Origin of the sequence: Gemmatimonas groenlandica, from assembly GCF_013004105.1 — a bacterium.
GTDB classification, from domain to species: domain Bacteria; phylum Gemmatimonadota; class Gemmatimonadetes; order Gemmatimonadales; family Gemmatimonadaceae; genus Gemmatimonas; species Gemmatimonas groenlandica.
Genome location: NZ_CP053085.1, coordinates 2,300,231 through 2,325,828, shown reverse-complemented (window position 1 = coordinate 2,325,828; position 25,598 = coordinate 2,300,231). Strand labels below are relative to the sequence as shown.

The 25,598-nt window shown below is 64.8% G+C and carries 16 protein-coding genes; 7 read left to right on the top strand and 9 right to left on the bottom strand.

The window, feature by feature from the left end; all coding sequences use genetic code 11:
* Positions 1–151: 151 nt before the first annotated feature.
* From HKW67_RS09790 to HKW67_RS09775, 4 genes are all read right to left on the bottom strand, one after another.
* Entirely contained in the window at positions 152–2,347 is a 2,196-nt protein-coding gene (locus HKW67_RS09790; protein ID WP_171225213.1) for a serine/threonine-protein kinase, read from the bottom strand.
* 51 nt (positions 2,348–2,398) lie between these two features.
* The gene (locus HKW67_RS09785) at positions 2,399–2,653 is read right to left on the bottom strand and encodes a hypothetical protein (protein WP_171225212.1); all 255 of its coding nucleotides are present in this window, start codon (positions 2,651–2,653) and stop codon (positions 2,399–2,401) included.
* A 238-nt stretch (positions 2,654–2,891) separates the two neighbouring features.
* On the bottom strand, positions 2,892–3,434 hold the full coding sequence (locus tag HKW67_RS09780; protein WP_171225211.1) for a hypothetical protein: 543 nt from the start codon (positions 3,432–3,434) through the stop codon (positions 2,892–2,894).
* 1,044 nt (positions 3,435–4,478) lie between these two features.
* Positions 4,479–6,203, bottom strand: coding sequence for an FAD-dependent oxidoreductase (locus tag HKW67_RS09775; protein ID WP_171225210.1), 1,725 nt, complete (start codon positions 6,201–6,203; stop codon positions 4,479–4,481).
* Between the two features lie 29 nt (positions 6,204–6,232).
* Between HKW67_RS09775 and HKW67_RS09770 the strand changes: the two genes are divergently transcribed.
* The 4 genes from HKW67_RS09770 to HKW67_RS09755 all read left to right on the top strand — a co-directional run bounded on the left by HKW67_RS09770 (position 6,233) and on the right by HKW67_RS09755 (position 11,191).
* Positions 6,233–7,180: a Rossmann-fold NAD(P)-binding domain-containing protein gene (locus HKW67_RS09770; protein ID WP_171225209.1), complete on the top strand. Its 948-nt coding sequence runs from the start codon at positions 6,233–6,235 to the stop codon at positions 7,178–7,180.
* A 33-nt stretch (positions 7,181–7,213) separates the two neighbouring features.
* Positions 7,214–8,803, top strand: a complete 1,590-nt coding sequence (locus HKW67_RS09765) for a M28 family peptidase (protein WP_171225208.1) — start codon at positions 7,214–7,216, stop codon at positions 8,801–8,803.
* Positions 8,804–8,882: 79 nt separating this feature from the next.
* Entirely contained in the window at positions 8,883–10,214 is a 1,332-nt protein-coding gene (locus HKW67_RS09760; protein WP_171225207.1) for an amidohydrolase, read from the top strand.
* On the top strand, positions 10,211–11,191 hold the full coding sequence (locus HKW67_RS09755) for a cytochrome P450 (RefSeq protein ID WP_171225206.1): 981 nt from the start codon (positions 10,211–10,213) through the stop codon (positions 11,189–11,191). Before HKW67_RS09760 ends, HKW67_RS09755 begins: the two co-directional genes overlap by 4 nt.
* Here the strand turns inward: HKW67_RS09755 and HKW67_RS09750 are convergent.
* The 5 genes from HKW67_RS09750 to HKW67_RS09730 form a co-directional block, all read right to left on the bottom strand.
* Entirely contained in the window at positions 11,178–12,536 is a 1,359-nt protein-coding gene (locus HKW67_RS09750; RefSeq protein ID WP_171225205.1) for a hypothetical protein, read from the bottom strand. The genes HKW67_RS09755 and HKW67_RS09750 overlap by 14 nt on opposite strands.
* 5 nt (positions 12,537–12,541) lie before the next feature.
* Complete coding sequence (locus tag HKW67_RS09745) at positions 12,542–14,440, bottom strand: serine/threonine-protein kinase (protein WP_171225204.1); 1,899 nt, start codon at positions 14,438–14,440, stop codon at positions 12,542–12,544.
* Positions 14,441–14,586: 146 nt separating this feature from the next.
* Positions 14,587–15,357 carry a DUF4397 domain-containing protein gene (locus tag HKW67_RS09740; RefSeq protein WP_171225203.1) on the bottom strand — a complete coding sequence of 257 codons (771 nt, stop codon included), beginning with the start codon at positions 15,355–15,357 and terminating at the stop codon, positions 14,587–14,589.
* Positions 15,358–15,363: 6 nt separating this feature from the next.
* The gene (locus HKW67_RS09735; protein WP_171225202.1) at positions 15,364–16,935 is read right to left on the bottom strand and encodes a RagB/SusD family nutrient uptake outer membrane protein; all 1,572 of its coding nucleotides are present in this window, start codon (positions 16,933–16,935) and stop codon (positions 15,364–15,366) included.
* 3 nt (positions 16,936–16,938) lie between these two features.
* Positions 16,939–20,028, bottom strand: a complete 3,090-nt coding sequence (locus HKW67_RS09730; RefSeq protein ID WP_206044668.1) for a SusC/RagA family TonB-linked outer membrane protein — start codon at positions 20,026–20,028, stop codon at positions 16,939–16,941.
* A gap of 260 nt (positions 20,029–20,288) precedes the next feature.
* On the opposite strand from HKW67_RS09730, the gene HKW67_RS09725 reads away from it, so the two are divergent.
* The 3 genes from HKW67_RS09725 (at position 20,289) to HKW67_RS09715 (ending at position 25,597) form a co-directional block, all read left to right on the top strand.
* Positions 20,289–23,672, top strand: coding sequence for an amidohydrolase family protein (locus HKW67_RS09725; RefSeq protein WP_171225201.1), 3,384 nt, complete (start codon positions 20,289–20,291; stop codon positions 23,670–23,672).
* 158 nt (positions 23,673–23,830) lie between these two features.
* On the top strand, positions 23,831–24,850 hold the full coding sequence (locus HKW67_RS09720) for a fatty acid desaturase (protein WP_171225200.1): 1,020 nt from the start codon (positions 23,831–23,833) through the stop codon (positions 24,848–24,850).
* A gap of 33 nt (positions 24,851–24,883) precedes the next feature.
* Positions 24,884–25,597 carry a DUF1499 domain-containing protein gene (locus HKW67_RS09715; protein WP_206044667.1) on the top strand — a complete coding sequence of 238 codons (714 nt, stop codon included), beginning with the start codon at positions 24,884–24,886 and terminating at the stop codon, positions 25,595–25,597.
* Position 25,598: the final 1 nt, after the last annotated feature.

Sequence of the window (25,598 nt, the reverse complement as noted above, 5' to 3'; positions counted from 1 at the left end):
GATTGGCCAAACGACCCCTAGCCAGAGCGTGGTAGAGACGATTGCCGTCGAGCAATGGATGTCGCTTGCCTCGTTACAGTGAGTCGCGTGGGTTCGGTCTCGACCGTTGCGCCGTAGCATGTTGAATGCCTCCGCACGTTCCCGCGAGATGCTATCGCGCCAACGCGTCACGCCACGGAGCAAACTCGTTGTACAATCGTTTGACCAGGCCGTCAGACAGCGCGATCCGCGCCGGCCCGCCGCCGCGCGTCGCGTCGGTGACCAGTACCTCGATGCGTGGCATCTTGCCGTCGTCACGTGGCGCAAAGGCGCTCGCCGGTACCGTGGCCACGTAGCTGTTGAACACCTTCTTCCCTTCGGCCTGATGCGCGGTGCCGTTGAGGACGGCGGGTAGTTGTGCCGGATTCTCCAGCGCGACCGCCGCGCCGTCGCGGAGAACCTCAACGCTCATCACATCACCCTTCTTGAAGTCGATGATGCGCTCCGGCTCGATGGACGGGTACGGGGTGCGATCGGGAGCAACCTCGATCACGTAGACCGCGCGGCGTGCATTCACTAGCGTATTCCATGCTGTCCACCGTTCAATCGGATCGGCGGCGTCGTACCGGCTGCCGTCCGCCCGCACATTGGCGTCCTTCCACGCCTTTGCCTGTTCGGCGCGCGCCACGAACATCGGTGTCGGCATGACGACGACACGCAGGTCGTTGTTGCGCACCACATGCGCCTTGACATCGATGCCGCGTTGAATGAGGGCGCGCAACGGGGCATCAGGATAGCGTGCTCGCGCGGCAGCGACCTCCGCGATGCTGTCCTCTACGGCCTTGGTGCGCTTCGCGGCCGCCGCACGGGTGGAGTCGGCTTTGGTTTTGGCCAATTTCGCCGACGTGGCGGCACCACCGGCCGCAGTCGGCGATGCGGTGCCTGGCTTGGGCGACACAGGCAGCGTGGGCGCCGCGGTGCGCGTTGAGGGGTTTACGGCAGCGCCGGCGCCGGCGCTATCCTGCGTCAACGCCAGCGTGTCGGCGGCGGCATTCGCCGTGCCTGCCACGGCCATCGGCTTGCTGCTGTCACTGAGAATCCCCGCGACGCCGGCGGCGGACGCCTCCCCGTTGTTGCGCAGACCAAACGCCACGGCGGCGAAGCCGGCAACCAGCAGGCCGCCCACCATCATCGGGATGCGGGACCGCGAGGGCGGGACACTCCCCGGATTGACAACGCGCTCACCGGTCGTCGATGTCCGTTCCACCGTATTGGTGCCATCGCTGCGCGTCACCACGACGCGCTCCCCAGACGCCGCCGCCAGCGCGGCGGCGCCACTGGGTGTGCGTGCCACCATACTGGCGGAACGCGCATCAAGCGCGTGGCGATACAGCTCGGTGGTTTGCGTCGGCGTCATGCTGTTGATCGCCACAGACAGCGCTTCGGCAAACTCGGTGCAGGTCCGATACCGCTCGGTCGCATCCGGTGCCAGCGCTTTGTTGAACACGTCTTGCAGCGTATCGGGCCACTCCACACCTTCGCGCGCGGTACGCAGCGATTGCGGACGACTGGTGAGCCGCTGAATCAGCGACTCCTTCGTGGACTCGGCGGAAAACGCCTGTTTGCCCGTGAGCGCCGAGAACGCGACGAGGGCCAAGGAATACTGGTCGCTGCGCGCGTCGAGCGTGTCACCCGCCAGTTGCTCGGGCGACATGTATTGCGGCGTGCCTACGGCGTAGCCCGTGCGCGTCATCCTCTGGTCGCTGCCCCCCATCACTCGCGCAATGCCGAAGTCCACCAGCTTGACGAGGTACGTGCCATCCGGCCGCGTGCCCAGCATGATGTTGTCGGGCTTGATGTCGCGGTGCAGCATCGAAAGGTCGTGGGCCGCCTGCAGCCCGTCGGCCGCCTGTCCGATAATGTCGGCGGCCACTTCAGGGTGGAGCGCGCCCTCGCGCTCGAGCACGTCGGAGAACGGATGACCGTCGATGTATTCCATGGCCAGGTACACCACGCCCTCTGCGCTCTCGCCAAAGTCAAAAATGGCGGCGATGTTCGGGTGCGAGAGTTGGCTGGCATTCTCCGCCTCGCGCGTGAAGCGTTGTACCGATTCGACCTCGTGCACGAGCGCAGGGCGCATGATCTTGATCGCGCTCTTGCGCTTCATGCGCACGTGTTCCGCGAGGTAAACCTGTCCCATGCCGCCTTCGCCGATGCGCGACACGATGCGGTACCGATCGGCGATCACGGTACCGATCAGGTCCACCGACGGCGCACCGCGCACGAGTCGCGTGCCGTCCTTCGCACAGAAGTCGACAACGTCGTCGTATGCCTCGCCGCATCGCGGGCAAATCTTTGGCTGGCTCACCGGGACAGTCTCATTGGATTGGGCAGACGGCGCCGGGAAGAAGCCGGCTTTTCAATTTAGCCATTCCCGCGACGAACGGGGCGGTTGCGGGACGAACGCAATAGGATGAGCTCGCCGCAACACGTCGCGAGTCGACCGAGGCGGACCGCCGCTGGGCGACACCAGCAGCTTGTATACCGCACGGTATCCCTCCTGCTCCTTGACCACGGGCCAGGACAGGTGCGCGAGATCAACACCGACGAACCGCACGGTCGGGCGCATACCGATCATGACAAGAAGTACCAGTGAAACGGGGGCGAGGATCATGGTCGCTCCAGAGAAAAACGGCTACAGCGTAACTTCTCGGCTCCCGCTCCATGAGCCAGCGACCGATCCAGAGACCGAGAATAGTCGGCTCAAAATGGACACGATCGGAGAAGACGAGGTCGCCGAGCTAGTCAATCAGGGCGAAGAAGCCGGAAGCGATGATTAGACAGGCGACAATGTTGAGCGCACACCGAATCGCGCTGACAGCAGCAGCGGTTCGTTAGGCACCCGCGTCCGCTCACCAGCCAGTTCGCACGCCCGACATGGTCGGCGACTGAAAGAGGGTGATGATCGGAGAGCTTGCGCTCAAGCGCACCACGCCCGTGCCTGGCGCACCGGGGGCATCCACATGCAACGAGTTGAGCGAGAGCGTGATCAGGTGAAGCTCCCCGCGAGCGAGGCGCGCGGGAATCACGCGCGGCTCCGTTGCACTCGCTTCGCGCCCGGGAATGCGCAGCAACTGGACGCCGACCTCTGGCCCGTACGCCAAGACAATCCCCGGCGCATTGGTATTGGTGCGCACTTGGACCTGCCACGTGGGCACGGGAGCAGCTCCGACGACCTCGAGCGGTTGAGCGAGCACCGATGCGAGCACACGGAGCGCGAGCAGCGCGGACACGACGAACAGACTGCCGTAGACGAATCGAATGCGGCCGCGACGGGCCCGCGCGGTTTCCTTTGCGGTTTCCGACGTCGTCACTGCAGCGCGCCCAGCGGCGAGCAATCGATGATCAGACTCGCGTGATGCCGCGCGCAGACCGGGATCAGAAACGAGGCTCATCGTAAGCAGTTCAAGTTGGTGTGCGTAACGCCTCAGCGTTCTGCTGCAGCGCATCCAATAAAGTGCGGCCGGACGGGCGCCGTGCGCCAGCACGGCAACCGCCTGCCGCACACCGCCTCGCACTGCCAGCAGCAGCAGTTCGTTAGACCAAACCTGGGACCAGTCGAGCCGCTCCTCAACGTTCATCCTCCGTAGAGCGAGAGCTCACAGAAGTTGTCGGTTGCGTGGGCAACTCAAACGACGCCAACACGCGCGCGAGTAGTGGCAAGTCGCTTCCATTACGTAGCCGCGCCATCTCGCGTGCCGCCGCCAACTTGTTGGCAATCCGACCGAGTCCGATTGCGGTCGCGGCGGTAGCGAAGACCGTCAAGGCAGGGATGACCACGACCCAGGCGCGCGAGTTCTTGGTCCACCATCGCCATGCCGGCCCCCCATCGATGAGTAGATCAGCCACGAACGCGGTCGATGAGACCAGTAGCAGGGCGGAGATCATTGCGGCAGCGCCAAGCATCCACCCGCCCAATTTGCGACGGAGCCCATTCGCGCACGAACGGCACACAGGGATACCCGTCACGTTGTACGTCGCCGTGAATCCGAGGCTGCTTCCACACGATCCGCAGCATCCGGCGACCATCCGCGCTGTAGCGGTTCGACGCCACAGCAAGTAGCGCACGAGGGCGATCGATGAACCGACGCCTACGGACAGCGTAACCGCAAAGAACGGAATGAAAACAAAGGGCGACGCGTCAAACGCCATTGAGCTCTCCGATTGAAACCGCGGCCAGCAGCAACACTACTTTCGGGGTCTAACGCCCGTTCAACCGACCGACGTATCGACGCCGACATAATTCACGTTGCGAGCGTAGCGTAGAATCCCATTTGGCTCGCGACTCCGCAACCCTGCCACGCTTTACACTCGATCATTTCGTCCCAACGCGCCTCCATAGGCTGCGGTGTTGCGCAGCCCGATCCAACGCGCCGGCGCCGGCGAGAGCGTACGCGTACGGCGCGCTGGCCCACCACGCAGTTCAAGTGAATGCCGGCCTACCGCGGCAACTCGCGCGGCCACTGTAGCGGCACGCCGTCGCGCTCGAGCTCCCGCTGAAAGTCCTGAAGCAGCGGCGTCTGCTGCCGCACCGCACGCGGCACGCAGCGCCTCGCCAAGCAGAACGCCACCAGACTCCCCACGCTCTCGCCGATATTCCACTCGATCGGATGCAGGCGATAGCAGCCGTTCGTGAGGTGCGTAACGCCGAGGTTCTTGCACGCCGGCAGCAGGTTCTCCATGCGTGTCGGCAGCAGCGCCCCCAGCGGAATCTGAAAGGGGTAGGTCGCGCCGTAGCGTCCGTAGTCGCCGCGAGTAGTGCGGTGCAGGTCCATGCTGTAGTGCCCGATGCCCACGCTGTCGGGGAAATCGGCGGCACGCGTGGCGTTCGGTCGCGATTCCGTGGTCACGTGTTGCTCGCACACGGTGAACTCGGCGGCGATGCGACGGCTTTCGCGGATATAGGGATACTTCGCGAAGCCGTCGTCGGTGCCCAGGACGTCGGGGCGCAGGCGAAGGCCCGGCCACCCGGCGCCGCCATCGGGCCGTGCGGCTTCGGTCTGCAGCCAGTAGAGCAGGGACAGGCTCTGCGCCTTCGCCCGCGTGATGTGCTGCTGTGCCGTGGAGGTGCTCACGTCGATCAATGATCCAAACGAGTAATCATTCTGCCCCCAGTTCACGATGCTCACGTCATGTCGATACCGCGCATCGTCCGAAGGTTTCGGCGTGAACAGATCGCGATCGATCACGCGACGATACGACCAGTATCCGGTACGCCGCTCAGGATCGAAGCCGATGCGCTTATTCGCCGGTTCGTCAAAGCTGAGCAAGCGATACGTCACGCCGTCGGCAGCCGGGATCGCGAGGTCACGCCAGAAGGCGTAGTCGCTCGGGCGATCGATCACGTGATGTTCGCCGCTGCGATGTTCGAGCGCGAAGCACATCGTGAAGGCCTGTACGTTTTCCGACTCGGCCGCGCGCTTGGCGTGCGGCTCGCCGGTCTGCGCGGTGGACTCCGCGCCGGTGACATACTCCGTCCGCGTAAGCGGCAGCAGGTCGCCGAGTTCGGTGGCGTCGGCGAAGTAGGGAGCACGGAGCACGATGTCGCGGCCGGTCTCGCGCTGCCGCACACGCACGGCCTGCACGCGGTCGCGGTCCACATCGGCCGCTACCGCCGCATGGAGGCGAAGGATGCGCACGTGTCCACTCGCCACATACGGCGCGAGCATGGCTTCGAGCACGGCGAGCGCAACGCGCGGCTCGCACCCGATCCGCGACACCCAGCAGTTGCCGGGATTGAGTCGCGGGTTGGCCTTGGCGCGCGCGGTCAACGGCGTCTGCGTACGGTAGTAGTCGCGCATGCCGGTCCGTAGCGCCAGGTAGCTGCGCGTGCCGCCGATCGTTTCGATCCACGCATTCTCGTCGGGCGGCACCGCCTGCTGAGTGAGCTGTCCGCCGATCCAGTCCGTTTCTTCCGTCATGATCACGCGGAGGCCGCGTTTCGCCGCCGCTAGCGCCGCCGAGCAGCCGCCGAGACCACCGCCGATGATCACCAGGTCGGCGACGAGTTCGTCGGCGACGAGTTCGTCGGCATCCGTACGCGATCTGTGTGCTCGAACCGCCAGACAACCCGGCGCGGCCCACACGATCGGCGCCGACACGGCCAGCCGCTTGAGAAAGTCGCGTCGGCCAACGTCGTCGGTAGATTTCCGGTGAAGCGTCATAGGCTCACGGACGTCAGCGTGGAGAGGTCATGCATCGGTGCGGGAAGACCGCCAGCAGCATTTTCATCGTGGCGCTCCTGTGGCCGCCGCCGTCGGCATCGGCGCAGGGGGTTCCCGTCGCGCCACCGCCCGCACCAGCGCCACAGCAAGCGTCGCCGATGGTGGAGTCTACTCGATTGCACGAGCGACTCACACCGCGCGCGTTGGGCGGTACGACGCGGTCGTTCACAGGACCGGCCGGCAAGCCAGTCGAGATTTGGATCCCCGATCGCGTGCGATCGCGCGACGCGTTCGACGTGGTGGTCCACTTCCACGGCGCGGCTTGGCTGCCCGAGCAGGCGGTTGCCGCGCTCGAAAGTCGCACGGTGGCCGTCGTGCTCAACCTCGGTGCCGGCTCCGGCATCTACGACCGCAGCTTCGCCGATCCGGCCGCGTTCGACACGCTGCTGGCCACCGTCACGCGCGAGGTCGCCGCGGTGACCGACCGCCCCTCACGCGTGGGCCGCGTCACGCTCGTGGGGTTTTCCGCGGGTCACGGGGCAGTTCGGGCGATCCTGCGTGAGCCGCGGCACCTGGCCCGGGTTGACGCGGTGCTGCTGCTGGATGGCATGCACACGTCGTACGTGCCGGCGGGGCAGGTGCTCGCCGCCGGCGGCATGCTCGACCCGCTCAACCTGGTGTCTCTCACCGCGTTCGCGCGAGCTGCGGCGTACGGAGACAAGCGCATGCTGATCACGCACTCGGAGATCTTCCCCGGCACGTACGCCAGCACCACCGAGACTGCCGACTGGACTCTCCTTTCGATGGCGCTCGTCCGAAAGCCGGTGCTCAAATGGGGCCCGCGCGGCATGCAACAGCTGAGCGAGGTCCACGCGCGGAACTTCCGCGTGCTGGGATTCGCGGGCACGACGGCGCCGGACCACATTGATCAGTTGCACGCCATGCCGGAACTGTTGAAGCGCCTCTTATCGCGGTAGGCCATGTTCATTCGCTCTCACCGACCCGATCCCATGACACGTCGCACGACGTCCGTCGCCTTCGCGGCCGCACTCCTGGCCACGCTGGTCGCGACGGCCGCCCCGCTGGCCGCGCAGCAGCCCGCCGAGGCCTGGTGGCGCCATGTACAGGTGCTGTCCAACGACTCGCTGAAGGGCCGAGACACGGGCAGCCCAGGTCACGAAGTGGCGGCGCGCTATGTCGCCGAGCAGTTTCGATTGGCGGGCCTCTCGCCGGCCGGCACCGATGGGTGGTATCAGCCGGTGCGATTCATCGAGGTCGCGATGGCCAAGGAAGGCGTCGCACTGGCGCTGCGCGAAGGCGATGTTTGGTCACCGCTCGTGGTAGGTCGCGATATGCGCGTCACGGCGCGTCTCGCTACGGACAACGTGGAGGCCCCGCTCGTGTTCGCGGGGTACGGCGTCTCGCTGCCACAGGCGGGCATGGACGACCTCAGGGGACTCGATCTGCGCGGTAAGATCGTGGTCTATGTGAACGCCAACCCCAAGGGCCTCTCGGCACCGCTGCTAGCGCACGGCACGCGCACGCGATGGGCCACCATGCGGCAAGCCGGGGCGGTCGGTGTGATCGCCGTCGGCGCCGGCGGCGCTTGGGTGGACAACGAGAACACGCGTCTCGGTAGTTCAGTGTCGTTGGCCGATACGTCGCTCGATGACCTGGGCGGCCAGCGGATCAACAGCGTGCTCAATCCCTCGCTCATGCCGCGCCTGCTGGCTGGTAGCGGCATCGTGTGGGACAGCGTCGTCGCGGTGGCGGCGCGCGGTGAGCCGCTGCCCACGGCCGCGCTGAGCGTATCGCTCCGCGCCACGCTGCCCACGGTGCGTCGCGATATCGTCTCGCCGAATGTCGTCGGCATCTTGCCGGGCACCGATCGCACCTTGCGCGACGAAGTGGTGGTATTGAGCGCGCATCTCGATCATGTCGGCACCTTCAAAGGACCGGCCCTCACCGGTGACAGCATCTTCAACGGCACGATGGACAATGCCACCGGCGCCGCGACGCTGATGGAAACGGCGAAGGCGGTCGCGGCGCGCGGCGGCAACAAGCGCACGCTGCTGTTCGTGGCGGTCACGGCCGAGGAGAAGGGATTGCTGGGGTCGCGCTACTTCGCGGCGCGTCCATCGATCACGCGCGGCACGATCATAGCCAATCTCAACACCGACATGTTCCTGCCGCTCTTTCCGCTCAAAGGCCTGTTCGTGTATGGCGTTGACGAATCGGACCTCGCCGACGATGTAGGTGGTGTGCTCACGGCGCGCGGGCTGCAGGTGCTGCCTGATCCGGAGCCGCAGGAGATGCGCTTCGTGCGCAGCGATCAGTACAGCTTCATCCGACGTGGCGTGCCGTCGCTAGCCTTCAAGTTGGGCTACACGACGGGCACCGCAGAGGAGAAGACGTTTACCGGTTGGGTGCGTGAGCGATACCACAAGATGTCCGATGATCTGCAGCAGCCCATCGACTTCGAAGCGGCGGCGGGCTTCAACGCGCTGTACGCCGATCTCGCGCTCGGCGTGGCGAACCGGAAATCGCGGCCGGCCTGGCGCCCCAACAGCTTCTTCGCGACACCGGTCATCGTGCCGTGATCGGCACGAGCGCCAACGGCCGACAGTCGCCATCTTTCGGTTACTCGTTTTCCGCATGCTCCCCGCCCAAAGGTTCGCCATGCGCTCGTCACGTTACTTCGCTGCGCTGCTGCTCTCGGCTTCGCTGAGCGTCGCGCCCTCCCTGCGCGCGCAGCAGGTTACCGCCGATCCCGCGCTGGCCGCCGAGATCGATCGTCGGACCGCCGCGATCGCCGACAAGGTCACCGCCTGGCGCCACGACATACACCAGCATCCGGAACTCGGCTACGCAGAGAAGCGCACGGCGGCGTTGGTGGCGGCGCATCTCAAGTCGTTGGGGATGGAGGTGCAGGAGAACGTGGGCGGTATTCCCGGCGTGGTCGGCATCCTGAAGGGCGGCAAGCCGGGCCCCACCGTCGCACTGCGTGCGGACATGGACGCGCTGCCGGTCACGGAACTCGTTGACGTGCCATTCAAGTCCACCGTGCGCACGGTGTACAACGGGCAGGAGACGGGCGTGATGCACGCCTGCGGACATGACATGCACACGGCGATGCTGATGGGTACGGCCGAAGTATTGGCGGGCCTCAAGGATCGCATTCCGGGTACGGTGAAGTTCCTGTTCCAGCCGGCCGAAGAAGTGCCGCCGCGCGGTGGCGCGCAGCCGATGATCGATGCCGGCGTGATGAAGGGCGTAGACGGCGTGTTCGGTTTGCATGTCGGTCCCGGTCCACTCGGTGCAATGCGCTATCGCGCTGGTGCGATCTCGGCCAGCGCCGACGGCTGGCGCATCGTGGTGCACGGGCGACAGGGGCACGGCGCCATGCCGTCGAACACCGTCGATCCGATCGTGGTGAGCGCGGAGATCGTGACGGCACTGCAGACGATCGTGTCGCGTCAGCTCGACCTGTCGAAGGCGCCGGCGGTGGTCACCGTCGGCGCGATTCACGGCGGACTGCGCGAGAACATCATCCCCGATTCGGTGTGGATGATCGGCACGATTCGCGCGTTCGACTCGCAGGCCCGCAAGACGATTCATGAGCGCATGAAGCGCATCGCGACCAACATCGCGGAAGCGCACGGGGCGACCGCCGATGTGATCGTGGACATCGGCTATCCGAGCTCGGTGAACAACGATGCGATGGTCGCCAAGTTCTATCCCACGCTCAAGCGCGTGGCCGGGGCGGCGGGCGCCACCGAAGGTGACGTCACGATGGCCGGTGAGGACTTCTCGCGTTTCTCCGAACTCGCACCGGGCTTTTTCTTCAACCTCAGCGTCACGCCGCCGAATCTCGATCCGAAGACGGTGGCGAGCAATCACTCGCCGCTGTTTCAGGGCGACGACCGCGCGTTGACCGTCGGTGTGCGCGCCATGACGAACATGGCGATGGATTTCCTGCGCTCGGGCGGAGCACCGAAGCTGATTCCGTGACCGCGCGGGCGGTGTGGACGTTGTGCGCGTACGCCGACGTCCACGCGGCGCTACGGGATGACCGGTTGGCGCCGTACGGTGTGCACACGCGTCGCGACGCTTCACATCGCGTCGTGCGCGCAGCGGTGCAGCAGGAGTTGCCACCGACACTGCTGGCGCGATGGCGCGAAACGCTCGGCGCGCGGGCTGTCGAACGGCTAGCTACGCTTCCGTCGGAAGGCGCCGTCGATCTGATGCAGGACATGGCCCAGCCGTGGGCGCACGAGGCCGCGCGACAGGTGCTGGGAATTCCCCCGCAAGTAGTTGCGACGTGCCTGCCACTCGCCGCCACGCTCTTCGAGGAATCGGCGCGGGCCAAGAGCGGTTCCCCCAGTGTCGCGCTGTCGCAGGCCGCCACAAAACTTGCGGGGCTGCTCGAGGGATACGGCGGCGCCGGCACCGTACAGAGCTTCGTCGCCCTTACGCATACGGTGCCCGCGCTCAGCGGAGGCGCGATGCTGGCATTACTACAGCATCCGGCGCAACTCGAATGGCTTCGGGCGCACGCTGGGGAGCAGGCGCTCGCTGTAGCAACCAACGAGTTGCTGCGCTTCGCCGGGCCGTCGCGCGCGGTATTTCGCACGGCCTTGGCGCCAATGGTGCTCGGCGGGCATGCGATCGACACCGATGACGAGGTCGTGCTGCTGCTGTCGGAAGCGAATCGCGATCCACTCGTGTTCAGCAATCCTGAGCGGCTCGACGTACAGCGTGTCGAGTCAGGGCATCTGGCGTTCGGTGCTGGCGCGCACGGCTGCGTGGGAGCGGGCATCGTGCGTATGCTGCTGCACGAAGCGATCGCGGCGTTCGTGCGCAGCCCACGCGAATTCGACCTCGATGCGAGCGACGGCGGCAGCGTGAAGTGGCTGGACGGTTTCGCGATGCGCCCCCTCCGTGCCATCCCGACGATTGTGCGCGAGCGACGCGCTAGTTCGGTTTGATACTGGCGGCGAGCACCGTACAGTTGGCGACGCGTGGATTACCGGTGACCGCGCTGACAACCTGGGCAATACCGACGATCGGATTGTACGCGTTCCCATAGTCGAGCTCCGGTCCGTGTTCGACGGAGCGTTCGATCAGGTCGAACAGGGCGTGCTCTGAGGGATACCGAACCATCGAGGCGCGCGCGTCGCTGATCGCGCGTTTCGTGGCCGCGCTCGGACCGGTCAGCACCGTACGGAGCGAACCGCAGCTTTGGAGGCTGAGCGAACTGAGGGCCTCAAGGCGCACAGTTCGCGGAAGGTGACCATCGGCCGCGATGTCTGTCGCGCTGCGCCACACGGGCGTGGTGACCGACGCCGCGAGTGGCAGTGGTTCTACGAGGACGGACTCCTCGCTGCGACCACGTATCGTGTAGAAATGCCACAATCCATCGCGACCGATGTCGACGATGACCCGTCCGAGCATCGCGTCGATGCCGCCGGCACCTTGGTCGATGAGCGTGAATCCGTACGACACCAGTGTGCGCAGCACACGTTCCGCCTCCGCATGATCGCCCGAAGCCTCGTAATATGCGGCGCGCGAGACGGCGGCAAACGCGAGTTGCTTGTTGCCGCTGAAGCTGATGCTCGGAAATTGGCTTAAAGTTGTGACTTTGGAGGACATTGTCGTGCCGGACATGCTTCCCACGAGGTCGACGTTGGCGGCCGTCGCAACTGCGTCGAAATCTGCCCAAACGGGTGCGTTCGCGACCTCCCGCAGATACGCCATCTCTTTGGCGCTGTAGCCTTCTACCGTCTTCGCAATCACCATAAAATTGGCCGGACCCTTGAACTGCGGCGTACGCATCGTGGGAAACATGTCACTACTCAACTCGATGCGTTGCCACGGTCGGTCGTGCACCGCGGAACTCGACTGCAACGGAAAAGTGTTTGTCGGTGTGCCGGTGGACAGGCGACGCAGTGCTGCCCCTGCCTCTTGTGGCGAGATCGCCTGATTGATGGGAGCCCGCAACACGCGCAGATGATCGACGCGCGTCGCTTGCGCCACAAGCCGGACGGAATCCCTGGTCACGACCGTTCGGCCGCTTCCGATCAGCGCCAGCGGAATGGCCGACAAGAGCGCGAGGCCGACAACGGCGTTCCGCAGCACTCCGAGCAATGACCGTGGCCAGCCTCCACGGTGCGAGCCGGTATCCGTCGATGGATCACGCACCTGCTGTGCGGCAGCCTCGTTTTCGACGATCGCGCGCGCGCCGCCGAGCGACGACCACGCCGACGCCCGTCTTTCCTGTGCGCTGGCGTCGCGAGGTGTGTTGGCGTGCGATGTACCCGAAGGTGTGTGCATGGAAATCACGCCGGAGTGAGTGCGGGACGCAGAGGGTACGCGAGCGCAGCTTCGACTTCCTGCTGCGCTGCAACCAGTCGATCGACCTCAGCCGAAACATCGGCCGCCAGTTCCAGGTGCGTGGTGAGACTTTCCAGTGAGGCTGATCCTGCATGCAGGCGCAGTAAGCCCAGCCGAAGCGTCTCCAGCGCCGTCACCGCGTCGCGAAGCCGCGCCAGTACGGCATCACGCTCGCCGCGCAGTCCGTCTACGCCACGATCCTCGTTGTGCGTATGATGGCCAATGGCGTCTGTGAGTTGATCGAGTCGCTCACGGAGTCGCTGTGCATCCTGTTGTAGGCGTTTCAGCACGGATGGCAGATCCGACAGGGCCGCCCGCGACGACGCTGGCAACGTCTCGAAGAGCTGCTCGGCGGCCATACCGAGCGAGAGCTCCGTGGCGCGATGGGTCATCGCCGGCGCGGCGCGCTGTGCGCCACGCAGTCGCTTCGCCGCGCTGAAGGCGAGTGCGCCGAAACGGCCGGTCCATGCAGCGCCCCAGAACTCCACGTCGACATCACGCTGACGCTGCATGACACCGAGCCACGTGATCGTGAGCGCGATGCTCGCCACGGTGCCCACCAAGGCAAGCGACGCGACGGCGGAGAGCCGTGGAGATGTGCCTCCGAAGAACGCCAGCGGGGTAATGAGGGCGGTCGTCGACGCCACCACGCGTGTCGTCGCACCTAACGCGCGGGTCAACAGGGTGCGCCACCGCGGCTGCCGTACGGCGCGCTCCTCGCGCGCGCTTTCCCGCTCGACACGAAAGGCCTGAGGAAGGTCCGCTTGAGCGAAGCCTCTACTCAGAAGATCTCGCGCCGCCAGCACGCCGAACACTGCCGGCATCAGCGCCAACATGCTTACGAGCGCCACGACTCCGGCCGAAGGCCCGGCCGAGGCAGAAAGCGCAACGGCCGAGACCAAGGCGGTGATGAGTCCGAGCAGCGTACCCCCACCGTCCATTCGACCATCCCGCTTGACGAAGGCGCGAAGCGCCGCGGGCAGCTCGCGACGCTGTTCGATGGCGACACCAAGGGCTTCGGCGAGTGCATCCGCTCGCGCGGGCCGATCGTTCGGATGTTTGGCGAGACATTGCTCCACGAGCTGCGCGAGTCGACGTGGGACGGCGATGCCCAATGACGAGAGCGGGGGCGGCGCCTCTGTCACCTGCTTTGCCAGCACCTCCGTAGCGCTGCTCCCGGTAAACGGCAGCCGCGCGGCGAGCGCGTAGTACGCGGTGATGCCGAGTGAATAGAGGTCGCTGCGTGCGTCGACTTCGTGGCCGAGTGCCTGTTCTGGACTCATGAACTCCGGCGTGCCGCTGACCGCAACATCCATCGAGAGGTCTTGTCCCAAAGCCGCCGCGATACCGAAATCACAGACGATCGCGCGACCGCTCTCGCGCTCGATCAGGATGTTCTCAGGTTTGACGTCGCGGTGCACGAGGCCCTGCGCGTGGGCGTATCCGAGCGCCCAAGCGACCTCACGCAAGAGGCGCGATGCCTCGCGCGCGCCGAGGGGACCCTGTGATTGCACGCGTTGTGAGAGCGTTTCACCGTCGACGTACATCATCACATAGTATGCGAAGTCACCGGCGACATCGACGGCATGGATCGGGATGACGTGTGGGTGGGATAGCTTGGCTGCGAGTTGTGCCTCGCGGAGAAAGCGGTCCCGTAGCATCGGGTCGGACGCACGCGCGGGCGGCAAGAGCTTGATCGCCACCAGCCGGTCGAGGTGCACCTCTCGCGCGAGATACACGACACCCATGCCACCGCGGCCGAGTTCCCGGTCGATCGAATAGCGCCCCGCGACGGCAGTTTGAAACGCCAGGAACAGGTCGTCAGGGGCGGACAGTTGGGGCATGATCCCTCTCGGCGGCATTCATCGGCAACAGTGCATTCCCGATAAGACGACTCGGCGGGCGCGGCGTTTCGGGCCAACGAAAGCAGAAGGCCCCCGGCGTGAACCGGGGGCCTTCTGTCCTACACCACCACACTGTCCCGCCGGCGTTACCGGTTGGCCGTGTTGTCGAGCTGCGGTCGAGTGGCCAGGGTCGTGGACACCACCGTGATGTCACCGCGTGCACCGATGGTGTAGACCTTGCCCGCTGAGAAAGAGACGGCCGTTCGTGTGATCACGTTGGTCGTCGAACCAGCGTAGCGCGTGCTGAGGTCGTACACGGCCCCTGGCAGTGCCGTGAACGCACCGCCCGCCTTGTACGCCACCGCGCCGCCGACAGGCAATTCCACGCCGGTCGTGGAGTTTTTTGCGTACAGCGTCATCGGACTGGCGTTCGAGATCGCGTTGACGAAGCGCACATACGCTACGGTGTAGTCGAGCGTATCGACGAACGCGTCTTCCAGCACGAAGCCTTCGGCAGTCTTGGCCGTCGCATCGTAGATACCGCTGATGTAGAACGAGTAGGCCTTCCCGTCCGCCAGCGTCGCGGTCGCCCGTGAAATTACGAGGTCCTTGTCGACGGCCGCCGAGATCTTGCCCGTAAACGTGTACGCGCCGGGCTGGATGGCCGAGTAGAAGCCACCGGAACCCACGCCCCCGGAAGCGACGCCGGTCACGGCTTCGATGCCCGTCGCCGACGTGATCGCGGTGACCTTGCTGTCGTTGGCGTAGAAGTTCACCGACGGTGCACTGACGCCGAAGTTGAAGAACTTGACGCGAGCGCCCGGGAGGGTGCCCGTGATGTCCTGTACGGCGTTCTTCTCACACGCGGTGAGCGCGACGGCGCACAGCAGCATCGCTATCGATCTGAATGTGTTCATCGCTGGTTACGGTTGAGTGATCCAGAGGGGCTTCGTGTGGTAGTCGAGCGCCCTGCCGCCGATGACTTCGAGGGCTGCCAGATTCCACACGTACTCCGAATTGAAACGCGGACGGACGCGCTGCACGATCTTGCCACCGTTGTCGGGATACAGGCTCGTCGGCGGCGTGAAGCCGGGGAACACCTGCATGCCGCTGGCCGGATCGACGTCCGTGTAGTTGTAGCGACGCATGTCCATCCAAATCTCGTTGTGACCCCAGCCCCACTGCGCGATGTACTTCTGCGACATGATGCGGGTGAGCGAGAGCCCTGCTGGCGATGCCGGTACGATGGCCGTGTTCGCGAGGAACGCGGCCTTCTCGGCCGCCGAGATCTGCGTCGGCGTCTGATTGTTGTCGAGGTTGCGCGAGTTCACGAAATCGATGTGTGACGAAACACCGGCCGTGTAGGCCGCGAGTGCCGTGCCCATATCGCCCATCTTGTACGCGGCCTCGGCCTTGATGAACTGCAGCTGCGCATATGTCATGAGCGGAATCTTCGCCTTGTCGTCGAAGATGTACCGACCCGGCACTGCGAGTCCCCCGGTCCCAGGATAGCCGTACACGTTGTTCGGTTGCTGCGTCGCGGTGAGCGCGCCGAACCCGACGACATTCACGTCGAGACCGCGGTACACACCATCGGGAGCCGGCGAGAGCATGCGCGACATGCGTGGATCGACCGCGCCGCCGAACTGCGTGCCATTCATCAGTCCGACCACGAACTGTGTCTGGCGATACGCGTTGAAATTGCCGCGCGTCCGTCCCCAGAAATTGATGTCGTCGTTCTGGGTATTCGGGTAGGTCAGCAGCGCATCATCCGCATTGCTGGTGAACGACAGATTCACCGCGGCGATGACGTCGGCCGGCTTGTACGCCGCCTTCTTGGAGTAATGGTTCAGGTTCAGCGCCAACATGCCGTACGCCAACTTGAGCCACTTGGTGCGGTCGCCGCCATACAGCTTGTCGGTGCGCGCTAGGTAGGCCTGATCCACTGCGCCGTCGGTGCGCTTGAGCAACACGATCGCTTCGTTCAAGAGCTTCTGAATTTCCTGATACGCGTACTCCTGCGAATCGTAGTTGAACGCGAACTTCGACTGATCGATCGCTTCCTTCACGATGATCTCGCCGTGCATGTCGGTCGTGACCTGCCAGCCCCACGCCTTGAGCACCTTGGCGACGCCCAGCAGGTCCCACCGCTCTTCGGCCTCGGCAAGGTTGGTCATGTCGACGAGATTCTGGCCGAGCGTCCAGTACACGTCACGCCACTGTTGGGCGCCGTTGTCGCTGGAGGGGTCGTAGCCCATACGGTCCCACGTACTGAGCACCGTGCCCGTGAGCACGAACTCCTGCGTGTACCGACCGAGGAACCGGCCGTCGAACTGCGGCGACGTCACCATCCAGTGAATCATGGGCGCGAGATACAGATTCGCCGAGACCTTCTGTGGACCGTTGGGATTGTTGTTGACGTCGAGGAACTCGTTGCAACTGACGGTGCTCAGCGCGACGGCGCCGATTGCCAGAATCTTGCGGAAAGTTTTCATGGTTTAGTACCCCATCTTGATGCCGAAGGCCAGACCGCGCGGCATCGGGAAGTTGCCATAGTCGATGCCCACGCCGGACGAGCCACCGACGGCGGCGCTGTTGCCGTTGACGATCGGATCGAGACCGGAGTAGTTCGTGAAGAGGAACAGGTCCGTGCCGGTGACATAGGCGCTGGCGTCGCGCGCCTTGAAGAACTTGCCCGGCAGGACCGCGCGCACGGTGACGTCGCGCAGGCGCACCCAGTTGATGTTGCGCTCGATAAAGAGCTCTTCGCTGATGCCCGTATAGTACTGCGGCTGCACCGCGGGAATGACCACGATCGTATTCTTCGTGGGATTCGCGGTGTTCTCCTTGCCGTCGCGCAGCACGCCGTCGATCACGCGCGGCTGATCGCGGTCGAGCGTCCTGTTGCTGAGGCCACGGGTGGTGAGGAAGTGCTCGGTCGCGTTGAACACATCGCCGCCCTTGCGGATGTCGACAAGGAAGCTGACGGAGAGCTTCTTGAAGCGGATCGTGTTCGTCAGGCCGATGGTGAAGTCAGGCTGGCGATCATAGCCGGCGTCGATGAACGCCGCGGAACGCAGCGGAAGTCCGGTGGTCGGATCGATGAGGATCTTCTTGGATCCCGGGATCGTGTCGCGCAGGTAGAACAGGCCGGTCAGTGAACGCGTGGAGAGCCCCGGAGCCACGCCGTTGCGGACGTTGCCGTACAGCCACGTGTCGGACACGTAGGACTCGGGGAGCGCATTCGGGAGCTTGAGCACCTTACCTCGCGCGCGCTCGAAGTTGGCGATCACGTCCCACGTGAGGTCGCGCTTCATCACGGGCGTGCTTCGCAGCGTGACTTCGACACCGGTGTTCCGCGTGGAGGCGCCGTTCAGGTTGAACAAGATGAAGCCGGTCGCGTAGCTGCCGCGGATGTCGTTCACGATCTGGTCGACGGTCTGCTTGCGATACGTCGTCACGTCGAGGCCAAGACGATCGTTGAAGAAGCCAAGTTCGGTGCCGACTTCGTACGACGACGCGAACTCGGGACGCAGATCGAGGTTCGGACCGGTGAAGCCGTAGCCGTAGCCGCCGTTCGACGTCGTCTTGAACTCGAGCGACGGGCGATAGGCGTACGGGCGCGCGTCCTTACCCACTTCGGCATAGCTGGCGCGCAGCTTGCCGCTCATGTACTTGCCGATCGTCGGGATCGCTTCGGAGAAGATGAAGCTGGTCTGGATCGACGGGTAGAAGAACGAGTTGCGCTCCACCGGGATGGTGGATGTCCAGTCATTCCGGCCGGTGACGGTGACGAACAGGTAATCGCTGTAGTTGGCCGTGAGGCTGCTGAACAGGCTCATGAGGCGACGCTGCTGCTTGTTCGTGCGCGTCGTGCGGACGTTCGTGTTGTTCACCGACACGAACTGCGGATCGAGGAAGTCGCGGCCGAGTAGACCGCTCACTTCCGACCGGAACTCCGAGATCTGATTGCCGACCAGGCCATTCACCGAGAACTTATCGGTGAGCTGGATGCGGTTGATGTTGAACAGCGTCTGCGCGTTCAGATTGCGCGTGACGTCGTTGGCCACATCGAGAATGCCGTTGTTGTTGTTGGCCACACCGGCGCTTTCCGGGTGACGCAGGATCAGGTTCTCGTTGGTGTAGCCGTCGGAACCGATATTCGTCTTCAGGTAGCCCCAGCTGAACGGCGTAATCGTGAGGCCCAGATTCGCGATCAGGCGGCCGTTGCGCGAGTTCACCCGATTCTTGTTGACGCTGAAGTACGGATTGTCGGTTTCCGAGTTCGTGGCCAGCGCCGTGATGCGGCGACGGTTGCCCGCGGGCGTGAGGTAATCGCTCGCCTTGTCCGTCTGCGGCCAGAGCAACAGGCCGATGAGCGGGCCGTTGTCACCCTTGAGCGCCTGATCGTTGTCGGCCTGCGCGTACTGCATGGAGAGGTCGGTCTTGAGCCACTTCGTGACCGTGGCGCCGCCCGATCCGGTCAGATTGATGCGGGTGTAGTCGGAGTTCGGGATCACGCTGCCTTGGGCGTTGTAACCGAGGCCGACGCGATAGTTGACTTTCGCGTCGGGCGAGGCGCCGCTGAAGGTCAGGTTGTGCTGCTGCGACACAGCCGACTGGAAGAAGCCGTCGATGTTGTCGTAGAACTGCGTGCCGCTCGCGTACGGGTTGCCGAAGTACGAGAAGGAGCCGAGCACACTGCCAGCCACCGAGGTGGGACCGTAGGTGCGCTGCGTTTCCGGACGGGCGCGCGTCTGGTCGACACGCACGCGGTTGCTGTATTCGAATCCGCCCACGCCCGGCTTGCCGCGCTTGGTCGTGATCACGATCGCACCGTTGGCGGCGTCGATGCCGTAGAGGGCGGCCGCTTCCGGGCCCTTCAGCACGACCATGCTTTCGATGTCTTCCGGGTTGATGTCGGCGGCGCGGTTCGTGAAGTCGAGTCCGCGGTTGTTGAAGGCCGTGAGTGAGCCCGGCGCATCGGAGGCCAACGAGCCGGTGTTAAGCGTCTTGTTGTCCATCGGCAGGCCGTCGATGATCATGAGCGGCTGGTTGCTGCCGCTGATCGAGCTCACGCCGCGAATGGTGATCGACGACGAGGCGCCGGGAACGCCCGACGTGCTCGTGACTTCGACGCCGGCCACGCGACCCTGCAGGCCGTTGATGAAGTTTTCGCGGCCGGTCTGCGCCACGTCGGCGCCGGAGACGGTCTGTTGCGACGTGCCGAGGTTGCGTTGCGTGGTGGTCTGGCCGAGCGCGGTGACGACGACCGCGTCGAGGTTCGCGGCGGCCTTCGTCAGCTGCACGCTCATCACGTCAGCCGTGCCGACGGTGCGCTCCTGCGGGAGGTATCCGATGAGGCGATACTGCAGCACCTGGCCGACATCGGCGCGGATGCTGTAGTCGCCGCTGTTATTGGTCTGAACGACGGTCGGCGTGCCTTTCACGACGACGGAGACGCCGGAAAGTGGAACGCCGACGTCGCGGGTCACTTTGCCCGTCACGGTTTTCGTCTGGGCGAACGCCTGTGACGCGCACAGGAGTGTCCCCATGAACACCGTGAGTATTCGTTGCTTCATCATCATGAAGGGTGCCGGGTGGTGGTGATCAGCGAGTCGGGCGTGGCACGTCCGCGGAATAGCACAGGCGCTGAAGTCACTTTGGTGGGAGTACGATAGCCTAGGTTATCCCGGGACTAGAGGCCTGTCAAACGTGGGACAAACGGCTAAATGATTGTTGCGACACGTCTTTGCGGTGAGGGATGTGCCCCGTTGCTCTTACCGTGGTGTGTGACACGCGCGTAGCATTGGCGGAGTTTCGTCGCCCAACTCCACACCAGACGCTCATGCTCACTCGACGACTGTCCCCTCCCGTCGTGGCCTGCTGTCTCTCGGCTGTCACCCTGCTGGCGGGGCGACCGTTGGTCGCGCAGACGCCTGCGAGTGAAACAACCGCCCGCGCCCCATGGGACGTCACAGCGCCGCGGGGCACGACACGCGATGTCGATTTCTCGACCAGCGAGGGCACCTGGATGTCGGCCGATCTCTCGCCCGATGCGAGTTGGATCGTGTTCGACCTGCTGGGCCATGTGTACCGCATGCCGAGCACGGGTGGCGCGGCCACGGTACTCACGCAGAACAGCGGCGTGGCGCTGAATTTCCAGCCGCGCATCTCGCCCGATGGGAAGACGATCGCCTTCATCAGCGACCGGCGTGGGCAGTACAACCTTTGGGTCATGAATGCCGACGGCAGCAATCCGCGCCCCGTGTTCACTGATCTCAACGCCACGGCCTTCGAGCCGGCCTGGACGCCCGACGGGCGGTTCATCGTGGTCCGCAAAGGCGGACGCGGCGGTGGGGAAGGCGCGGCGCCCGCTGGCGGCCTCTGGATGTACCATAAAGACGGCGGCACCGGCGTCCCGCTCGTGGCTGCGGGGGCGGCCGGCGTGAACGGCGCACCAGCCTGGCCGTCGGTGTCGGCCGATGGGAAATACCTGTTTTATCAGGTGTCGATGCCGGTCGTACCGCGTGAGCCGCTGGGGGGCTCGATGCAGTTGCGGCGCTTCACCTTCGCCGACGGTGAAATACTCGACATCACCAACGGCGAAAGCGGCGATGCGGCCGCGTCCCGCTTCTCGAGCGGTGGTGGTGCGGCGCCGGAGATCTCCCCCGATGGGCGCTACCTCGCCTTCGCCCGCCACATCCCCGATGGCACGCTCGAATTCAAAGGACATCTGTTCGGACCGCGCACCGCGCTCTGGCTGCGCGACCTCAAGACGGGTGCCGAGCGGTTGCTGATGGATCCGATCGATCCGATGGTGGCGAGCGGATCCAAGACGTTGGGCGTATTGCCGCGCTACAAGTGGGCGGCCGATGGCAAGTCGATCGTGTTGGCGCAGGGCGGTAAGCTGCGACGCGTGGATGTGGCCACTCGCGTCGTGTCCACCATTCCGTTTACGGCAACGGTACATCGCACGCTCTCGCAGATGGCGCGGAAGGAGTTCCGCATCACCGACGACGCCGTGCAGGCGAAATTCTTCCGCTGGCCGTCGTCGAGCCCTGATGGTCGCGTGATCGCGTTTCAGGCGCTCGGCCGCATTCATCTGCAGAACGGCGCGACCGGCGCGCCACGTCGTGTCACGCCGGCGACCTTCGGTCCGTTGGAATTCGCGCCGGCTTGGAGCCCTGATGGGCGCAGCATCGCTTTCGTGACGTGGGATGATTCATCGCGCGGTCATGTGTGGACGGTGCCCGCCGCCGGCGGTGCGCCGAAGCGTCTGTCGCGCGATCCTGGCGACTACACGGATCCGACCTGGACGGCCGACGGGCGCAGTGTGATCGTCGCGCGTGGTGAAGGCGCGACAGCCCGCGGACGCACGATGACGCACAACGTCTGGTTCGACATCACGCGCTTCGATGCAATGGCGCTGGCAGCGGGTGATACGGGTCGCGCGATCGCGTTGATCAACCGGCCGTCGGGCGTCTCGGTGGGCGGCGAAGCACGTCGGCAGTTGCCGCGTCCGTCGGTCGGGCCCGATGGTCGCGTGTTCTGGCCGGAACAGCGCGCGGGTGGCAACGGACGCGCCAGTGGCACCACGCTCCGCTCGGTGAAGCTCGACGGCAGCGATCTGCAGGATCATCTCACCTTCCCCAATGCCGACGAAATCCTGCCGTCACCGAATGGCAGCTACGTGGCGTTTCAGGAAGGTGACAACGTGTATCTCACGCCGATGGTGTGGGGCGGTATCGGCAGTGCGGTGCCACGCGTGGAGAAACGCCGCGGACAGCTGCCGGTCACGCAGCTCACGCGCGATGGTGGTTTGTTTCCCCGCTGGCGCGACAGCCTTACGCTGGAGTACTCCAACGGTGCGGCGTATTACGTGCACCACGTCGCGACCGGGAAGACCGACACCCTCACGCTCAAACTGTCGGCGCCACGCGCCGTGCCGACCGGCACGATCGCTATTACCAACGCGCGCATCATCACGCTCAACAAGCGCGCGGTGATCGAGAACGGCACGATCGTCGTGAAGGGCAGTCGAATTGCGTGCATGGGCACCTGCAGCACGGCCGGCGTCGATCGCGTGGTCGATGCCGCCGGGAAGACGATCATTCCCGGCTTGGTCGACATGCACTCGCATCACTATCGCGAGTGGCGTGGCATGCGCCCGCGTCACGACTTCGAACAGGCGATCTATCTCGCCTACGGCGTCACGACGACGATGGACGTGTCGATGTACAGCCAGAACATGTTCCCGACGGCAGAACTGGTCGAAGTCGGCGAGATCGTCGGACCGCGCGGCTTCAGTACCGGCGACAACATCACCGCAGGAGATGCTGCGCGCGCTAACGAGATCAACAGTCCGCGCGATGCACTCGCCATGGTCACGAAGATGGCCGGTTGGGGCGCGACGGCGATCAAGCAGTACGCGCAGCCGCGTCGCGATCAGCGGCAGTGGACCGCCGAGGCTGCCCGTTCCGTCGGCACCAATCTCACCTCCGAAGGCGGCTTCTTTTTCGAGAATCTCGGCTTCATCATGGACGGGCAGACCGGCTGGGAGCACTCGTTCAGCGAAGTTCCGATGTACGGCGATGGCGCCAAGTTCCTGGGCAAGGCGGGCGCGACCTACTCACCCACGCTGGTCGTGGCGGGCCCGAGTGCCTGGAGTATCGAATACTGGTTTCAGGAATCGGACGTCTGGAAGGATCCGAAGCAGCGTAAGTGGTTCCCCTGGCGCGCGTTGGTACCCGATACGCGTGTCCGCACCCTGCGTCCAAAAACGGATTATTCCTATCCGCTGGTCGCGCAGTCGATGGCGGATATCATCGCCGAAGGGGGCTGGGGCGCGCTCGGCAGTCACGGTGAGCACCATGGTCTCGCACCGCATTGGGAGCTCTGGATGGGGGCGTCGGCGCTCGGCAATCATGGCGCGCTCGAAGTGGCGTCGCTGCACGGCGCGCGATTCCTCGGTGCCGACAAAGACATCGGGAGTATCGAAGTCGGGAAGCTGGCGGATCTCGTGATTCTGAATGGCAACCCTCTCGAGAACATCCGCGCCACCGCCGACGCGACGTTCGTCATGAAGGGCGGCACACTCTATGACGCCATGTCACTCGATCAGCTCTGGCCTAGGACCGTGCCGTTCGGACCAACCTATTGGGTGAACGACGATATGTTGCAGAACAACACGAAGCGATCCGACGTGTTCGATCGTGACAAACGACCGTAACTGTCGGGATTACGGGTGTATCACGTCAGCGGGAACCACTGGCGGCGCGTATTCCTTGCACTAGGACTATCGCCGAGTTCGGTGTTCCTGCGATAGTTCATACGTATCGGCGCGCCGTTGCTGCGCCTTCCCGCCCTCGTTTTCAGGTCATTGCCTGCATGGCTGAGTTGCTCCAGTCCCGCACGTTGGAGGTCCCCCGCTCGGAGTGGACCGCGATCGTTGCCAAGTATGCCGGTGCGGATGTCCGTCGCGCCTTGTGGCAAGTGGTGAATACGCTCGTTCCTTTGGGTGCGCTGTTGTGGGCGATGTACTACTTCATCGACGTCGCCCCCTGGGTTACGGCGTTGCTCGTGTTGCCCGGCGCCGGTTTGCTGGTGCGCACGTTCATCATTATGCACGACTGCGCGCATTCGTCGTTTCTCCCGTGGCCCAAGGTGAACGATGCGCTGGGCTTCGTGACGGGTGTGCTGACACTGACGCCGTTTGCGCAGTGGCGCCGTGACCACGCGTTGCATCATGCCTCGTCGGGTGATCTCGATCGTCGCGGTCATGGCGACGTACCCACGATCACGGTGAAGGAGTATCTCGAGCGCGATGCGCGCGGGCGCCTCATCTACCGGCTCATTCGTCATCCGCTGTCGCTCATGCTGGTCGGTCCGCTCCACCTCATGCTGAATCAGCGATTCCGTGGTCGCAGCAAGGCCACGAAAACCAAACAGCTGTACAGCGTGTGGTATACGAATCTGGCGATCGCCGCAGCGATCACCGTGTCGATTCTGCTGTGGGGGCCGCGCGCGTTCCTGCTGGTCTATCTGCCATGCATGTACGTGGCCGCCGCCGCCGGTATCTGGCTGTTCTACGTGCAGCACCAGTTCGAGGATGCATACTGGGAAACGCATGATGAGTGGGACTACGCGACGGCCGCGATCACGGGCAGCTCGCATTTGCGTCTCCATCCGATCCTGCAGTGGTTCACCGGCAGCATCGGCTTGCACCACGTGCACCACATCGGCCCGAAGATCCCGAACTTCCGGTTGCAGGAAGCGCACGACGACAATCCGATCTTCGAGGCCGCGCCCTTGATGACGATCGGCATGGGTGTGAAGGCGCTGCGTCTGGCGCTGTACGACGAGGAAACGAAGCGTCTGGTGCGCTTCAGCGACGTCCAGGCGGCGTAATTCCGTGATGCATGCCAACGCCGGAGCCGTCACGTGAAACCGCTCCGCGCGTTGGCTGTGCTGCTTGCGGTGGCCGGCATCGTGATGCTGGCCGCGTCGGGCCTGGGGACGCGCTTCGGTGTGTGGCACTACCGCACCGGGCTGTCGATGCTGCGCTACTCGGCCTACGTTGGCGTCGCGGCCGGCATTGCCTGTGTGTTGGCGCTGATCGTTACAAGGCGTAGCGGAAGCAGTCGTGTCGCGCTGGTGTTCGGCTTGGTGCTGGCGGGAATCACGATCGGCGTGCCGTATCGTTTTTCGCAAACCGCGAAGCAGGTACCGCCGATCCATGACATCACGACGGACATGACGGACCCGCCGGCATTCGTGGCGGTCTTGCCGCTGCGTGCGTCGGCCACGAACTCCGCCGTGTATGCCGGCGACAGCATCGCCGCGCTGCAGCGGGCGGCGTACCCCGACGTGCAGCCACTCATGCTGCCCGTGCCGCCGTTGGCCGCCTTCGAGCGTGCCGTCGCCGCCGCGAAGGTGATGGGATGGGAGATCGTCGCCGGAGACTCGCCCAGCGGTCGCCTCGAAGCCACCGCCACCACGACCTGGTTCGGCTTCAAGGACGACGTCGTCGTGCGTATCCGCGCAGAGAACGGTGGCTCTCGCATCGATGTACGGTCGGTGTCCCGCGTGGGCCGCAGTGATGTCGGCGCCAACGCCGCACGCATCGCGCGTTACCTGCGCGAACTGCAGCGCTAGT